Origin of the sequence: Alkalihalobacterium elongatum (genome assembly GCF_019024285.1) — a bacterium.
Taxonomy (GTDB): Bacteria; Bacillota; Bacilli; order Bacillales; family Bacillaceae_F; genus Alkalihalobacterium; species Alkalihalobacterium elongatum.
On sequence record NZ_WMKZ01000020.1, the window covers coordinates 15,302 to 30,844 of the forward strand.

The following is a 15,543-nucleotide window of genomic DNA, read 5'->3' on the forward strand; positions in this document are numbered from 1 at the left end:
TTTAACCGCTTTGTTATTTTTTGAAATTTTTGGGTGAATTATTCATGGGGTCTGTCCCCCACTGCGTTAAAGCGGTGGGGGACAGACCCCTCCAATATAATGGAGCTTATCACACTATAAATATCTATCTATAATAAAAATAGACTAAAAAAGAGGGGGAAGTGATTATATTGGACTACAAGAATAATGTTAAAGAGTTAATGGAAGAAAGGGAAATGTCCCTAAATAAATTAAGTAAGCTATGTGAACGCAGCATAAACACTCTAAGATCAATAAAAAATGATCCTTCGAAGAACTTTAATATGGACAGTGCAAGTGAATTGGCACAAGTGTTTAACTGTAGCATTAAAGACCTCATAGAAGATGATATAGCTTTAGTTTATTTTGATAAAGTCTACGAAGAACAAAAAGATAACCCTCTTTTTATTAATCAACAAATTTTCAGTCCGAAAAATAGTAAGTACTTAAAAGGCCTTCTTGCAGAAGTAGGAGTATCTTGTAATATCTCCCCATACAGTAATTACAGAACGACAATGGTAAAAAACTCTGAAGAAAAAAGCTCCATTATTGTTGACTTTAACCTTCGTGTCACCCGAACAGATATAACCTCATTATATATTGTAGACTTCTTTGTTATAGTTAATAGAATTTTAGTTAATGAAGCGGCGATTAAGGATGCCTTTATAAAAGCATTTGAAATTTATGCTCGTAAGTTAAATATCGACGAGATTACATTTGATATTCCGACAGATCACGAAGTGCAGAAGGATCATATTTCCGATAGGTTAACAGATTTACCATCAGATTTCAGCTATACAATGGGTACAGATCCAAGCATATTTGTTCAAAATAACTATGAATGTATTCGAAATCCATTCACCAAACGTCAAGTAACATGGAAAAAAGTTTTAAATTAGTTAACAGTAGTAGATTCTACTTTTTCGGGGAGTTATAAAATGGATAATAATAAAGTGTTAAAAAAACTAATTAGTACATTGTCTTCTTATAATAGCAAGCAGTCTTCGTTTGTAGACCTTTTTGAGAAAAATCCAGTGCTGTCAAAAGCTATTGAAGTTTTTAATGATGATATTGATAGTATGATTTATTTAGTATTTGACCAAATGGGAATACCCGAGGAAGATGAGGATAATAAATATGAGCGAAAAAATTGGACAAGGGATGTGTGTTTCAGCCTAATTCATAAGGCAGCAAAAAATGATAAGTATGTAGAACCAGCAGTAGAATTAATTGCTGATTGGAAGAGACTAAGAGACTATACATCGAAGGTAGATTCTCATTCTTGGTTTTACTATGATCATCTTCTCGAGGAACACTTGACGGGGTATCAAGCATGGCATAAACAGAAACGTAAAGAATAATAGGGGTCTGTCCCCCACTGCGTTAAAGCGGTGAGGGACAGACCCCTATCTTTTTGTAAACAAGATTGCATGCCCCCAGATAAAGTCAAAAGGAGCTGAAGCAACTTTGGTTTTTTGATTGACATAACTTCTTATGACTGCAAAAGCATCTTCATTGTTGTCAATACCATATGCAGATCCTAGAGGGTTGCCAGTACTATAAGGTATAATAACTTCATTGCCTTCTTTGGTATTTCTTGCCATTTTGATTACATAATAGTACTTCTCATTTTTAAACCATTCAGGGAAATATTCATCGGCGGGATACTGCATTTCATTAGTAAACGCGGTTCCTGCAACGCCATTCCAAAGTTCATCTCCGTATAAACTAACGTTGAGATACGTTGCAAATCCCGTTTGAGTGTTGTTGACACCATATATAATCACAAAATCATCATCGGTAGCTAATTGAAAGGTTTCCGTTTTAACATAGATTGTATCTCTGTTATCAAGCCAAACATTAACATCCTGTAATATCCCCTCATACGCATCAGGTATAGCGAGATTAAAATCCAAATCGACAATTTCATATTCGGGATGTCCGTATTTCCTAATAATTTGATTTCTCAGGTAATCTAGTGTATCTCTTGCTTTTGGAACAATTTGAAATTCAGTAGTACCTGTCTCTCTTATTTTAAGTGCTGGTATAGGCCAAGGTTTTGTCGTAGAATAGGGGATTTTGGGGGTAATACGCAACACCGTAAAATACTCATCTAGATTGGAAATATAATCCCAACCAATATCAGGATTTTGAAAAATTGCAGCCCTCATGAGAAATTGAAAGTGATCTTTGCCTCTTTCCAGTCCCATTCTGACTAGGTCCATAGGGATAATATCATTGTTCATGATACCAGTGTTAAAGCCTGATTCAACAAGAGCACTACGCATTTGCTGATTTATGCCTTGGTCTGCAGTGGTAATGATAATTGTGGAACTGTCAAAGGGATTTCCAGGGCTTCCATAGGGTGTACTATCAGTCCAGATAAAATTGTTACTTATTTGATCCCCCAGGCTGGCACCGATAAAGTGATAAAAACCAATACGTTCATCCCCTGTTGTAACTGTGTCACTGTAGTCCTTTTTAGGTTTATTTTCAACAAATCCCAGATAACTTCTAAAACTAAAGTAAACTGACGGTGGAGGTGTCTTTCCAATTAAAACAATTGCCTCGTCAGGACGCAGCTTGTAGTACACCCCCGGCATTGCATATTCAATATTAGGTGGGTAATTATTTGGGTCGCCAGGATTATAGCCACTAGGTGGTCTTTGCCCAGGTGATGGTTCCTGATTTGGTGCAGGGGGAAGGAGATAGGTTGCATAGGGTGCTCCTACAATATTCCCGAAAGCCGAGTCAACTTTACCTTCACTGGCCAGCTTTAATATATCAATATATCTTAAGTTTCCTTTCTGTACAATAAAACCTCGTTCTTCTAAGGTTGAGATAAAATTACTTATTCCGTCTTGTTCATTAAAGTAAGGGTTATAGATTGGTGTGTTGCCCCAGTGAGGATATAGGTATGTTTTGTAAGTAGTATTATGCATATGATGTGAGTGATACATTGGTGGGTTAATGCTGTAAGGATAGTAGCAAGGATTATACATATTATACATTCGGCTCATTCCTTTCATACAACTTTATAGTATAAAGTGAGCTATGGTTAGGAAGAGTACCTTAATTTACTGCATTATAGGATGTGAGGATGAAAGGGAATTTTGAGATAAAATAGATGCTTAGATTTAACGAAAACTTATACGTAACTTTAAAATTAGCGACTACTACTTTCCTGCCATGTCACTCGTTTGAGTCTTTACAATAGTTTAATATAATGTTAAACCTACCTCATTTGTGTTATTCCGATTATTTTATTCCTTCAACTATTTGTACTATGACTCTTTTATAAAGGGGTCTGTCCCCCACTGCGTTAAAGCGGTGGGGGACAGACCCCTATTTTTCTATTTTTCATTTTGATACCTATCGTACGTCGTAAAAACCTTTTTGTTATCTGATTATAGTAGATAAAAAGGGGAAAGAACGGTGGGAGAACAAGAAAAAATAGCAGAAAAACTAGAACAATATGTAAACATAATCATCGGAAAAAAGATTAGAGCCAAGCGCAAGCAATTAAAACTATCAAGCGCTGAAGTTGCGTTTAGAGCTAATATCACTCGTGCTTATTTTGGTCGCATTGAGCGGGCTGAAGTAACAGCTTCCCATTTCATCATTCTAAAAATTACCCAAGTTCTTGACCTCAACCTAAATGAACTTTATGAAGATGTAACAGACGAAGTTAACGACTACTTAAAAAACTTTCTCCCCGACAATGACAATTAGAAACTACTGTTTTTTAAGTAATGTCTGATCCACTTTCTTTTATGAACCAGTATTCTATGCCCCCTATCCCCTCTTTCATCAATCATCACCAGCAAGTTCCACACCAATCCCCCCCAAAAAAGGAGCCCAAACCATGACCGAAGTCATCCTTCCCCACTACGCCATTAACCAACACACATCCGCCCTCCTCCCTGCCTATCACACCGACTACCAAACGATTGTCTGGGAACAAGACCAACGCTATTATGTAAAAAAGACCCCGCTGCAGCTGATTAAAGAGGCTTGCTTAGAGGGCGGGGCCGACTATGACGGCAGGAGAGCAGCCGTTACATATAAAACAGGCGCGAAAAGCAAAATTCCGATCCCGATCTCTCCGCATGATCAAATCTTCGCCTTCCCGACCCACTCACCAACGCTCCACGAATGCCATTGGCTCTTCTATCACCACATTAAAGCGATCAAACGCCACCCTGATATCCCCACCCATACACTCGTCACCTTCCAAGATGAAAAAGAACTGTTACTTCATGTGTCGTACCATACTCTTGAGAAACAGCTCCAGCGAACGTCATATTGCATCGTCCGCTATTCCAACCATCTTTCACACACTCGTCCCTACTGAAATTTGAAAGTTACCCACAGGTTATCCACAATTATCTACAACTGGTCCCTTTCAACTACGCCACCCAAAATTCAAGACGCGACAGCAACAACCTACCCACAAATCCCCCATTACGCAATATAAAACCACAACCAACCCCAAACCTAGGAGGCACTCCGATGAAATCTGGCCACATCGACCAATTCGCTCATTTAAGTGAGTTTAATTCTGTCAAACAATTCAATGAAACGATCAAAGAAGTCCGTAAACAATATGAACAGCACTTTACAAAAGGTGAACACATCGCTCTCTTAACGCTCATTCAGCATAGTGTAAAAAAGCATGGGGTTTGCAACGCGCGAATTTGCAAACTCGTTGCAGCTGCCCAAGCAAAGACAGGCAGCCTGTCACGTTCAACCTTTGAACGAATGCTACGAAAAGCCCAAAAACTCGGCATCCTCACCGTCCATCATACGATCCGTCAAAAAGGCGGCTATTCTCATAATGTCTATGTCTTTCACCGTTCTGACGGAGCGAACCCACAAAAGTTGACGGCACGTCCAACAACAGAAAACCCAACCGCAGCAAGCCTTCCGGCCGAACAAAACACCCCTAAAGCTCTTTTATTAAAAACTAAAAAGCATAAAGATCAAAACCTTCGTCAACAAAGACCTAGTTCACAACAAAATCTAGAAGCACTCGACCATACCTTTGTTCCTTCCTACGTCCCAGCACCCTTTGTCAAATTGGCCAAACCGTTCTTTCCTCGAGCCAAAGACATTTGCACGTTCTGGGACCGCACGATGATCGCCTACCGCTCACTCAAATTCGAACAACCGATCGAAACCCTTCTACCTGTCATCATCCAAGCCTTCAAAGAAACGGTCTACAAGTATAAGCAAAACACGATCAGAACGAGCTTTCTCCAGTATTTTTATGGAACAGTCGTTGGGAAGTTAGTGGCTGAAAAGCGGAAAATCGTTTGTGAGGAGCAGCCGTGGGGTGCTTGGTTGGGGAATGGGTATACGTGATGTTGGGAAAAGTTCTGCACTATAGAAGCAACGAACTGTCGGGTACTTCTCTAAAAAATGGTTTTGGTAATTACACCCATAAAAAAAGAGATGTACGTTGTTATACATCTCTACTCCTATACTTAGGGGAATTTTGCATCTTTAAGAAAAGGTTTGTAATAAGCTTTGAAAATAAAAATATTATGCAATACAAAATAAATAGATGAAAATAATTAGTCCCTTTATTTAAAACAAATAAATTTAGATGTACCAATATAGGTTTAAATGCAAAGGCTAATATTAGTGACAATGCTACAGAAGAAATATAAAAATTCTTCTTATGGTTTATTGACCATTGATAAATAATCATATACACAACTGGAATTAAAGCCGCATCTAAAGATAGGTTACCAGGAATGTATGGAATTAGCTCAAAGGGGTAACTGAAAAAACCATGTTTAACACCCGCTATGTTAATATAACTGAACCAAATGTGAATATTGGTACCATAAAAACCTAAAAGTAGAATATTCTTCCTATCTATAACAAAATACAAAAAAACTAAGGGCACTATAAACATAAATAAAACTATCTTAAAACCCCAGGTATCAATATGGGAGTATTGTTGCCAGAACTCTAGCTGGGATTGGGTTAGTTTTTCAGTCATTGAGGTTATTCTATCAAGGGCATCCAATTGTTCTTTTGACGTCAACATAAAATGAATCCCACCCTTTTTATTTTTATTATTGGTAAGGAATTTTGAAATTATCCATGATAAGTACTGTATAGTACAACAATATACAAAATAGAAAAATAAGCATTAGTTATTTATATAAGAAATTAAGTTAATACTTACATTAGAATAAGAATACCAAATATAGTAAAAGTTAACCTTAACTTTAAAAAGTTGAGGATGAGTTATGAATAACTATAATCAAACAAACAAGGAACGTCGATTTAAAGCATACGTGAGTCCTGTTGGTACTACACAACTACATCTTCGAAACCCATATATCATTGCTTGGTGGTCAGCAGCATTTCCTGGTTTTGGTCATCTTCTGTTATCAAAATATCTAAGAGGTTATTCACTTTTTCTTTGGGAAATTCTCGTAAATAATATGGCTAATATAAATCATGCAATTGTCTATTCATTCACTGGGAATATAAGTATGGCAAAAGAGGTACTTGAACCTAAGTGGATGCTTTTGTATTTACCCGTTTATTTTTTTGGCATTTGGGATAGTTATCGCACAGCCGTGGATATGAATAAAGTATTTATTCTAGCAGAACGAGAAAATGCAGAGTTTAATTCTTACACAATTGGTGCTTTTGAGATTAACTATCTAGATAAGAGGAGACCGTTGATGGCAGTAGTGTGGTCCCTTTTCACACCTGGTTTAGGACAACTATATATTCACCGAGTTGTAACAGCTATTTTTACAATGGCATTTATAATTATTTTTGTGTATTTTTCTAATATTCTCATTGCTATCCATTACCTTTTTATAGGTGAAATCACACAAGCAACACAAGTCATAGACCCACAGTGGTTCTTGTTTATACCTTCTCACTTTGGATTTGCTGTTTACGATTCCTATGTTAATACAGTTGAAAATAATAAATTATTTGAAAGTGAACAAAGAAAATATTTTAATAAACATTATCAAAAGCATCGTGTAAAGTTCCCAGTACCAGCAGATGGAGTGAAATAAATTGCAAATCTTTTCTACTTTTGAGCATTCAACTTATCTTGAGCTAGCGATTACGTCATTAGAAAAAATAGGTATAAATAAAGAACATATACTTGCAGTTCCTCTCATTAATCGAGTAGAAGAGAGAAGGCTATTTGATACGCTTCATCGAGCAGATGGGATTAGCTTATTTGATAAAGGAGCAGCAATAGGGACTGCCTTCTCTGTTATTGGAGCAAGTATCGGTTTCGTATTGGAGTGGGGTCCTATTTTTTGGGGCTTAATAGGGGCAGCAACTGGATTTATCATTGGATTTATCATCGATTATATTATTTATAAAGTTATTCATAAAAGAAAAAGAGTAGTAAAAGGAAAGAAGTCAGAAGTTGTTTTAGTGGTAGAGTGCCCTAGTGAACTTGTGGAGAAAGTAGAAGAGGTACTTTGGGGACATTTAGCATTGGGAGTTGCTAAAGTGGATGATTAATTTTAACTAACGGTGAGCGTTTGTTGAATAAGAGCTATCTTTAACATGATCTTTGCTGAACAGTACAACGATACTCTGTAGCAAGCTTTGCTCCCTGAAATAATTAATTTAGATTATCGTCTTGTAATCAATATAGAGTTTTCTGTCTTTAAAAAAACAACCCCTTGCTTTTTTTAGCTTCACTTTTTCCGGGTGTCACTTGTTTATTTTCCCCAAAATAAAAACAAGGTTGAAAAAAGAGGAAGGACTTACGGGCAGGTCCCTCGACACTACATGTGGATCTATACATTCATACCAATAATCCTCACGACCCCCTGTGTGTAACTCATAAAAGGTGGATAACCCTCTGTCCACCTTTTTGGTGATAACATGTTTTTTTCAAACATCGGGTTTTTTATTTTATCCACAATTAGCTTACCAGGGCCTAATTTGAACTTTGTTTACGTTTTTGGGGAGGTATTAAACTTCGTCCTGGATTCACAACAAGGTTGTATTACTTTGTAGGAAGTTTAAGTTACATCCCCCCACTCTCATTATTTATAGAACAGTAAAAGCAGACCTCACTTCACCTAGATGAAAATCCTTACACCAACGTGAAACACTTCGTGAAACAAGATTTTTCGGGGTGTCACAGTGAGGGATTTTTCACTTAAATTAACGAGGCAGGTTAGTGGAGAAAGACTTATTTTAGAATAGAGGTTGGTCCATACCCACCAAAAAAAATTTCCAATTTAATTAGAGTAACGATTGATTATAAGAATCATTAAATCTCGATGAAAACAAAAAAAGCAGGTTAATACCTGCTAAAATCAATAGTTTATATAACGTTGAGAAAGTTGATAAAGTGTATCACTGAATAACTTAGGGTCTTCAAAAGGGATGCAATGTGCTAAACCTTTAAATTCAATTTTTTCTTTATACGGTGCTACTAAAGAAGTGTAAAATTCTTCGACTAATTTATTTGGAGTATTGTAATCATATTCACCCATAAAAAAGTAAACAGGAATATTTACTTCTTTAATTTGTAAGAGGAAATTAACGGTCAGTACTTGAGCCCACATACTCTTAATAGAAAAAGAGTTCCCATTTTGTAATCTTTCAATATCTTCTTCAAGGTACTCTGGTCTTTCCTGAATTATTTTTATAATTTTACTGAAGAAATCACTATCTTTTGCTACAACTCCACCGAACTGATTTAACCATTTTCTTTGTGTAAATAAACCTTTGAACATATCCTCATATGGCGGCGCCCCAATTTCCGATAATTCCTGAATAGCCTCAATGACCTGGTGATTTTTTGCATATTCCAACGTAAATTGATAACTTAGACGTTCACCCCGATGGAAATCTACACCTTGACCTACACCGAAATAGGCATGAAATAACTCAGGATATTTCTGTATTAATGACATACCAATAATAGTTCCCCAAGAATGACCAACAACAAATATTTTATTCTTGTTAAATTTATTTAAAAGATACATTGTTAGCTCGTATGCATCTTGAATAAACTGATTAATATTCATTGTTTCTTCAGGTATTCCCTCAAAATAAGATAATCCTGAACCACGTTGGTCCCAGTTAACAACTACAAAGTTTTTTTCTAAATATGATTGGAATTTAGGGGCCCACCCAATTTGAGCATTTCCTGGACCACCATGTAGAAAAAGAATGATTGGATTATTAATACTCTCTCCCCGAATTAAAACCGACTGTTCTATACCACCCAAAACTAAACTTTCTAACACACTAATACTGGATTTACCTTCAATAATAGGGGTATACCTGTTCATAAAATACCTCTTTCATATAGACTATAAATATAGTAGCGTACTAATGTGTGATATTCAATTAACGGAGAGCGTTTCTGCAATAAAGCAGATACGCATTTTTATTGTGCTTATAAAAGGAAATTAATGTTAAAATTAAAACAATGGTTATTCAAGTAACGAAGCAGGTTAATACAACAAGAGAATGTTTAAGTCACATAATTATTATCAGGAGTTGATATTAGATTGACTAAATTATATTTTGTTAGGCATGCACACTCTACATATACACCCGATGAATTAAATAGACCTTTGTCGGAAAGAGGTTCTACTGATGCAACAAAGGTAACCAAATTATTAAAAACAGAGGAAATTGATATAGTTGTTTCAAGTCCTTATAAAAGGGCTGTTCAGACTGTCGAAGGCATAGCAGAATACATAAATAGAAAAGTAGAAATCATAGATAATTTCAAAGAACGTACTTTAACCACAGTCCCTGCCGAAGATTTTACTCTTGCGATAACAAAAGTATGGGAAGACTACAACTTTTCATGGGAAGGTGGAGAGTCTAACATTGTCGCACAAAAAAGAGGTATAGATACCACTTATGATGTAATAGAGAGGTACAAAGATAAAAATGTAGTTATCGGAACACATGGAAATATAATGGTACTAATAATGAATTTCTTTGACAAACAATATGATTTTACTTTTTGGCAAAACCTCGATATGCCAGATATATTTAAGTTAACTTTTGATGGCAAAGTGCTAAGAAACGTAGAAAGATTATGGGAAAAATTTTAATATTATTCTTCAACTATTGGAAGCGTTTGTTGAATAAGAGCTATCTTTAACATGATCTTTGCTGAACAGTACAACGATACTCTGTAGCAAGCTTTGCTCCCTGAAATAATTAATGCAGATTATCATTCTCGTAATCAATATAGAGTTTTCTGTCTTATAAAACCAACCCCTTGCTTTTTTAAGCTTCACTTTTTCTGGGTGTCACTTGTTTATTTTCCCCAAAATAAAAACAAGGTTGAAAAAAGGAAGGACTTACGGACAGGTCCCTCGACACTACATGTGGATCTATACATTCATACCAATAATCCTCACGACCCCCCTGTGTGTAACTCATAAAAGGTGGATAACCCTCTGTATAACTAGAAGGTTATCCACCTTTTTGATGATAACATGTTTTTTTTCAAGGATCGATTTTTTTATTTTATCCACAATGAGCTTACCAGGGCCTGATTTGAACTTTGTTTACGTTTTTTGGGAGGTATTAAACTTCGTCCTGGATTCACAACAAGGTTGTATTACTTTGTAGGAAGTTTAAGTTACATCCCCCCACTCTCATTATTTATAGAACAGTAAAAGCAGACCTCACTTCACCTAGATGAAAATCCTTACACCAACGTGAAACACTTCGTGAAACAAGATTTTTCGGGTAGTCACAGTGAGGGATTTATAAAAGACATTTGTACGTTCTGGGATCGCACGATGATCGCCTACCGCTCACTCAAATTTGAACTGCCAATTGAAACCCTTCTCCCCGTCATCATCCAAGCCTTCAAAGAAACGGTCTACAAGTATAAGCAAAACACGATTAAAACAAGCTTTCTCCAGTATTTTTATGGAACAGTTGCAGGGAAGTTAGTGGCGGAAAAGCGAAAAATTGTTTGTGAGGAGCAGCCGTGGGGATTATGGTTGGGGTATGGGTAATGTTGGGACAACCAACGTGAAACATTCCGTGAAACAAGATTTCTCGGGGTGTCACTGTGTCGGCTTCCATACATATAATTTTTAGATTTTGGTGAAAAATACCTTTATAGAGGTGAAAGTAGACCATAAAAGGAGTTAAATATTTTGATTTATGCATCCATTGTTGTAGCTATTCTTTTATTAATTAATTGGTTCATGCCTAAACATATGAAACCTAGAGATATGGTCATCATTTGGATTAGCTTGTCTTGGCTTGAAATTGTCGTGGACTTTTACCTGGGGTATGTCATGGAATTGTATTACTTTGGGGGCACAGAACAATTAAGCACAGCAGCGTTTACTGTTAAGCTTTTTATGTCTCCATTATTTACAATCCCTTTTTTGAATTTCATGCCAAAAAAATTCCCTCGATTCGTTCCATATTGGCTTGCTTGGGCGGCGTTTTCCACCTTCTTTGAATGGACAACCGTTCATTTCGATTACTTAACCTATACAGGTTGGAAATCGTGGTATTCAGCTATTTTTTACATATTCATTTTTCCGTTAGTTAGATGGTTTTATTATTATATTAGGCATTAGGTTAACGGCCTTAAACTAAATTTCGGATAATAGGAAATATCAATTAACCAAATAACATAAGGAATGATCATCTATGCATATTATATATAATTTGTCCTTTTTATTGGCTGGCTTGATTTGGGGAGATTGGAAAAACTGGCAGAAGTATTACTCAACAATACTCTTTTTTATTTTACTTGACCTATTTTATAACTTTTTAACTTACAATCATCCTTTTTGGTTGTTTCATGAAAACGTTTTTCCGTCACCCTTCCTCAATCATACAACTATTTCACTAATAATTATGTTTGTTTGCTACCCTGTGACCATTTTGATTTACTTAAAGTATTTTTTTAGGACCAATAATTGGAGAAAGAGATTTTTTCACTACATATTGGGGGTAATATTATATCTTTCAGTAGAATATATAAACCTTCACATAGGCTTGATTTCTTTTCATAATGGATGGGAAATGTGGCATTCTGTTTTATTTGTTTTGGCGATGTTCATAATATTTCCTATTCATTATAAAAAGCCACTATTGGCCTGGCTAATCACATTAGGTATTCTTTTGTTATTGTTGTATCAGTTTGAGTTTCCACTAGAAAAAATGAAATAGCTTTTATTAAAGTAAACGGATGCTTGAATATCAACCAATATTATATTTTGGGGAATTCAAACAGTGGATTGGATTTATTAAACCAATCCCCTGTTTTTTTATACACACATTTACCAGTGTAAAACATTCCGTGAAACAAGATTTTTAGGGGTGTCACTGTGACGTTTCTACACGGGTAGTCACTGACGGTTTCTACGTTTTTGGATGTCACACTTTGGTTTTTAAACCTTTAACTTTGTTCAAGTATTCTTAAGGTTTCTTGAGGGAAAATTGTAGGATCATATTCGAAATCATTTGGATATTGCTGCATTTTGATTTTTAAAACCTCAGCAGAATTGAACTTTATATTTTCCAGTTCTTCTTCTGTAGTTGGGAGTTCAATACCTAGAACAGTCAGCTTATAACGATAAGTACCTAGAATTTGACTCTTACCGCTTTCATTATAGTCAACAGAAATAAAAAGTTCTTCATCTGTATACTCTCCATTTTGAATTTCATATTCCATAACCTTGAATATCATATGTTCAATGCACTTTCAGGTATTAAAATGTCTTCTATTTCTTTTAATTTTTTAGCCAGGTCCTCAGTTTGTAAGCTCAAATGATCCTCCCATGTCTGGTAACTATAAATTTCGTCCTTAAAACGAAAATACTCACCTTCACCAAGTGTAGTTACATTAGTCACTACTTCTTCCGCAATCTCTGTATTGGTATTTTCAGTAGTTTCAGCATTCTCGACTTCTGCCTCTGGCTCATGCTTAATAAGCTCTGTCTTTTCACCCCATGCACTAAGTACTAATACTGATACTACTCCAAACATAAATAAAGTTCTTTTCATTTTCATTTTCCCCCACTATTCATTTATCTGTGTAAAGCACCACTAAAATAGGTATTTAGTAGCATTACATATCGATTATAGTTAGGTTGGTATATTTAAACAATCTATTATTTTCGACAATTATCTACATGAGTGACATTCAAACACCCTGCTTACCTAGTAAATGAAAGTGATTCGGGCTGTCACTGTGACTGATTCCGTGCTATATTTATGAATAAATACTACTTATATACTATGAAGAAAGGGGCAGTAAAAGGTGTTGAAAAATAAACAGTATATTTACCTTTTTATCCTCATCTTATCTCTCTTACTTTTTGCCTGTCAGCAACAAGAAGCAGTTGATAGTTCAATAGAATTACAATCTGATAACGCTGAAGAGGTTATTGAATCGACTTTATGGCTTGTTAAGGGATATGATGACACAAATAGTGGCGATTTGTATGTAAAATATGGAGAATTAGAGATTGAAAAGGTTGCTAGCGATGTCATTATCGGCTCTCAATTACCATTTAATCTGGGTGAAAAGGTACTTTATTTAGATGGAGAACAAAATCTTTATTATATTGAGAAGGGAAAAGAAAAGGAGAAAATTTCTTCTGATGTAATGTATGGCACGTACGAGTTCTCTCCTAACGGTACAAAGGTGTATTACATAAACGAAGAAAGTGGCCTTTATGTTGCTGCTTTCGGAAATGAAAAAGAAAAACTTGCTAGTAACGTTAGGAGTTTTCTCTTAACAAATGAGGAAGGCCCTATTTATGTTTTAAAAGATGATGATAAACTGATCAAAATAACGGATGGCCAAGAAAAAACGATTGCTAATGATGTAATGAACTTTAAATTAGCTGAAAAAGGTCTTATTTATACGAACAATGACGGTCTTCTTTATTATGTAAATGAAGAAAACGAAAAAGGGAAAATTTCCAATTTAGAGGTTGTTTACCCCCAAATTAGTGATGATGCAGCTAAAATTAGTTATTTAGAAGAGTACAATTTTGAAAAAGGCTATGGTGAACTTGTTATTATTGAAAATGGCCAACGTAGTAAAGTGGCGTCTGATATTAAAGAATTCGAGCTAACAGCAAATGGCAGTGCGATTTTCTATACAAACAGCGATGACATACTATATGTTTATACAACCGCTAACGGAGAAAAAGTAAAGCTAGCCTCGGATGTCCAACAGTATACGTATATAGATGACAAAACGATTTATTTAACGAAGGACGATGATCTTTTTGTCAAAACCATTGAAAAAGACGGAAGAAAGATCGCCTCAGACGTTTATAATTATTATGTCTTAGCTGGTCATATTTACTACATTTCCAAAGATAAGGACTTATTTTTGGTTAAGGATGATGGTGAAAAAGAGAAGCTTCTTTCCGACTTAGAGGATTATACGTATAGTAATAACCAATTTTATTATTTAACCAAAGAAACGAAAATTGGTACGATTAAACTAGGAGAAACAGAAGGAAAAATTCTTTTAGATGATGTGAAAGATTATTCGCTCGTTTATATTCAAAATTATTTAATTTACCAGAAATTAGTGACGTTATCTGACATCAAAGGTTATTGGACTGATTTAGATGAGACAGGCTATTTAGTGTTTGAACCGATTAGTAATGAAAAAGTCAAATTAATCTTATATAGTGCATACGGTGAAATGGATATATATGAGCTTAAAGTCGATTACGCTACAGATACAGGGATCTTCCTAGTTAACCAAACGGGAGATTCAGGTTGGTTAACATTAAAAGATGATAATACACTGGAATTTCATGATTTGAATAGTGATTACCTAACTTTTAAACGAAGTCGCAAAGAGTTATTCGATGCATTTCAAAAACGTATAAAAGTTAATGAAATGGATACGTATGAATATGATGAAGAGGAAGAAGAAATTTATTATTCAACAAAAGCAGATGGCTACTATGTTGATGGTATCGTTCGTAATTACATTCCTCTATTGATTGATGCTATTAACTACAATGATTTCTCAATAGTAGAACCAACACTTTTACCAGGAAGTCCCCTTTACAATGATCAGAAAAAACTTGTCCAAAATCTTAATGATAAAGGGATTAGTGAATATCTAATCGACTATGACATTCTGGATATCAGAGAAGGCAATAACGCAAATGAGTACTTAGTTAAAACGTATGAACTTATTGAGATTTATCAGTCTGATGGTACATCTGAAGTAAAAGAGTTCTTTTGGGTTTATACCGTTTATGATGATGGTGATAAGATTGGTTTAAGCAACATCGCTAAAGCCCATTAACGAAAACAATGAAATATTTTTCTATTTAGCAAGGTGTCACACTCAAAATGAGTTGAAGGACACCTTGTTTTTTCTATGTCTAGCTTCAGTGCCCAGTGAAACATGGCACTACTCCTTGCGATAAGCCAACATGGTATGGATAAATCTGGAAGCAACAGAACCGTCCAACCCTTCCCTCCCCCAAAAAAATATTTAATTCCCCTCACCGTTTTCCACTC

General features: G+C 35.4%; 17 protein-coding genes. 12 read left to right on the forward strand and 5 right to left on the reverse strand.

Features of this window, described 5'->3' with window-relative positions; translation table 11 throughout:
• Positions 1-170: 170 nt before the first annotated feature.
• Both GKP30_RS16625 and GKP30_RS16630 read left to right on the forward strand, forming a co-directional pair.
• Positions 171-917 carry a helix-turn-helix domain-containing protein gene (locus tag GKP30_RS16625; RefSeq protein WP_216830591.1) on the forward strand — a complete coding sequence of 249 codons (747 nt, stop codon included), beginning with the start codon at positions 171-173 and terminating at the stop codon, positions 915-917.
• A gap of 39 nt (positions 918-956) precedes the next feature.
• Positions 957-1,379, forward strand: a complete 423-nt coding sequence (locus GKP30_RS16630; RefSeq protein ID WP_216830592.1) for a hypothetical protein — start codon at positions 957-959, stop codon at positions 1,377-1,379.
• A gap of 45 nt (positions 1,380-1,424) precedes the next feature.
• Here the strand turns inward: GKP30_RS16630 and GKP30_RS16635 are convergent, their stop codons facing one another.
• Complete coding sequence (locus tag GKP30_RS16635) at positions 1,425-3,029, reverse strand: hypothetical protein (RefSeq protein ID WP_216830593.1); 1,605 nt, start codon at positions 3,027-3,029, stop codon at positions 1,425-1,427.
• Between the two features lie 424 nt (positions 3,030-3,453).
• Between GKP30_RS16635 and GKP30_RS23570 the strand changes: the two genes are divergently transcribed.
• The 3 genes from GKP30_RS23570 to GKP30_RS16650 all read left to right on the forward strand — a co-directional run bounded on the left by GKP30_RS23570 (position 3,454) and on the right by GKP30_RS16650 (position 5,382).
• Positions 3,454-3,750 (forward strand): helix-turn-helix domain-containing protein, encoded by a 297-nt coding sequence (locus GKP30_RS23570; protein WP_216830594.1) that lies wholly within the window; start codon positions 3,454-3,456, stop codon positions 3,748-3,750.
• 133 nt (positions 3,751-3,883) lie between these two features.
• Positions 3,884-4,372 carry a competence protein ComK gene (locus GKP30_RS16645; RefSeq protein ID WP_216830595.1) on the forward strand — a complete coding sequence of 163 codons (489 nt, stop codon included), beginning with the start codon at positions 3,884-3,886 and terminating at the stop codon, positions 4,370-4,372.
• A gap of 158 nt (positions 4,373-4,530) precedes the next feature.
• Entirely contained in the window at positions 4,531-5,382 is an 852-nt protein-coding gene (locus GKP30_RS16650; protein ID WP_216830596.1) for a hypothetical protein, read from the forward strand.
• A gap of 100 nt (positions 5,383-5,482) precedes the next feature.
• On the opposite strand, the gene GKP30_RS16655 is transcribed toward GKP30_RS16650, so the two are convergent.
• Positions 5,483-6,076, reverse strand: a complete 594-nt coding sequence (locus GKP30_RS16655; RefSeq protein ID WP_216830597.1) for a CBO0543 family protein — start codon at positions 6,074-6,076, stop codon at positions 5,483-5,485.
• Between the two features lie 205 nt (positions 6,077-6,281).
• Here GKP30_RS16655 and GKP30_RS16660 point away from each other — a divergent pair, with 205 nt between their 5' ends.
• Positions 6,282-7,073 carry a hypothetical protein gene (locus GKP30_RS16660; protein ID WP_216830598.1) on the forward strand — a complete coding sequence of 264 codons (792 nt, stop codon included), beginning with the start codon at positions 6,282-6,284 and terminating at the stop codon, positions 7,071-7,073.
• A 1-nt stretch (position 7,074) separates the two neighbouring features.
• Positions 7,075-7,536, forward strand: a complete 462-nt coding sequence (locus GKP30_RS16665) for a hypothetical protein (protein WP_216830599.1) — start codon at positions 7,075-7,077, stop codon at positions 7,534-7,536.
• A gap of 809 nt (positions 7,537-8,345) precedes the next feature.
• Here GKP30_RS16665 and GKP30_RS16670 read toward each other — a convergent pair.
• Positions 8,346-9,329: an alpha/beta hydrolase gene (locus tag GKP30_RS16670; RefSeq protein WP_216830600.1), complete on the reverse strand. Its 984-nt coding sequence runs from the start codon at positions 9,327-9,329 to the stop codon at positions 8,346-8,348.
• 222 nt (positions 9,330-9,551) lie between these two features.
• Here GKP30_RS16670 and GKP30_RS16675 point away from each other — a divergent pair, with 222 nt between their 5' ends.
• The 4 genes from GKP30_RS16675 to GKP30_RS24040 all read left to right on the forward strand — a co-directional run bounded on the left by GKP30_RS16675 (position 9,552) and on the right by GKP30_RS24040 (position 12,207).
• Positions 9,552-10,109, forward strand: coding sequence for a histidine phosphatase family protein (locus GKP30_RS16675; protein WP_216830601.1), 558 nt, complete (start codon positions 9,552-9,554; stop codon positions 10,107-10,109).
• Positions 10,110-10,736: 627 nt separating this feature from the next.
• Positions 10,737-11,030 carry a hypothetical protein gene (locus GKP30_RS16680; RefSeq protein ID WP_216830602.1) on the forward strand — a complete coding sequence of 98 codons (294 nt, stop codon included), beginning with the start codon at positions 10,737-10,739 and terminating at the stop codon, positions 11,028-11,030.
• Positions 11,031-11,174: 144 nt separating this feature from the next.
• Complete coding sequence (locus tag GKP30_RS16685) at positions 11,175-11,609, forward strand: hypothetical protein (RefSeq protein ID WP_216830603.1); 435 nt, start codon at positions 11,175-11,177, stop codon at positions 11,607-11,609.
• A gap of 73 nt (positions 11,610-11,682) precedes the next feature.
• Positions 11,683-12,207, forward strand: coding sequence for a CBO0543 family protein (locus GKP30_RS24040; RefSeq protein ID WP_407928631.1), 525 nt, complete (start codon positions 11,683-11,685; stop codon positions 12,205-12,207).
• Between the two features lie 229 nt (positions 12,208-12,436).
• On the opposite strand, the gene GKP30_RS16690 is transcribed toward GKP30_RS24040, so the two are convergent.
• Both GKP30_RS16690 and GKP30_RS16695 read right to left on the reverse strand, forming a co-directional pair.
• On the reverse strand, positions 12,437-12,712 hold the full coding sequence (locus GKP30_RS16690; protein ID WP_216830604.1) for a hypothetical protein: 276 nt from the start codon (positions 12,710-12,712) through the stop codon (positions 12,437-12,439).
• Between the two features lie 11 nt (positions 12,713-12,723).
• Positions 12,724-13,044, reverse strand: coding sequence for a hypothetical protein (locus GKP30_RS16695; RefSeq protein ID WP_216830605.1), 321 nt, complete (start codon positions 13,042-13,044; stop codon positions 12,724-12,726).
• Between the two features lie 256 nt (positions 13,045-13,300).
• On the opposite strand from GKP30_RS16695, the gene GKP30_RS16700 reads away from it, so the two are divergent.
• Complete coding sequence (locus GKP30_RS16700) at positions 13,301-15,325, forward strand: DUF5050 domain-containing protein (RefSeq protein WP_216830606.1); 2,025 nt, start codon at positions 13,301-13,303, stop codon at positions 15,323-15,325.
• The last annotated feature ends 218 nt before the right edge of the window (positions 15,326-15,543 follow it).